Annotated in this window: 1 protein-coding gene; it reads right to left on the reverse strand. The window is 51.7% G+C overall.

The genetic code is table 11. The features are described from left to right. Positions 1-229, reverse strand: a 229-nt coding sequence (locus CPT76_RS38590) for a hypothetical protein (RefSeq protein WP_219845511.1), incomplete at its 3' end; no start/stop codon positions are given. Between the last annotated feature and the right edge of the window lie 86 nt (positions 230-315).

The following is a 315-nucleotide window of genomic DNA, read 5'->3' on the forward strand; positions in this document are numbered from 1 at the left end:
AAGCTGATAGCGTGGGTTCGATTCCCATCACCCGCTCCATACATACAACATAACGCCGAAAGGCGTTTTTTTTGTTTAGAGCGGTAGTGTGGGAGAGAGCCCATGCAGCGTGGGTACGACCGTCCGTGCCGGCTTCATTTGATGAAACCCGCTCAGGACGCGCGTCAACATCTACCTCTATGGCGGGCCGAAGGTCCGCTTTTTTAATCGAGATGTTGAGTATTCCCATCACCCGCTCCATACATAAAACATAACGCCGAAAGGCGTATTTTTGTTTAGAGCGGTAGTGTGGGAGAGAGCCCATGCAGCGTGTGT

This window comes from Paenibacillus sp. AR247 (assembly GCF_002968895.1).
In the GTDB taxonomy this organism is placed as follows: Bacteria; Bacillota; Bacilli; order Paenibacillales; family Paenibacillaceae; genus Paenibacillus_AQ; species Paenibacillus_AQ favisporus.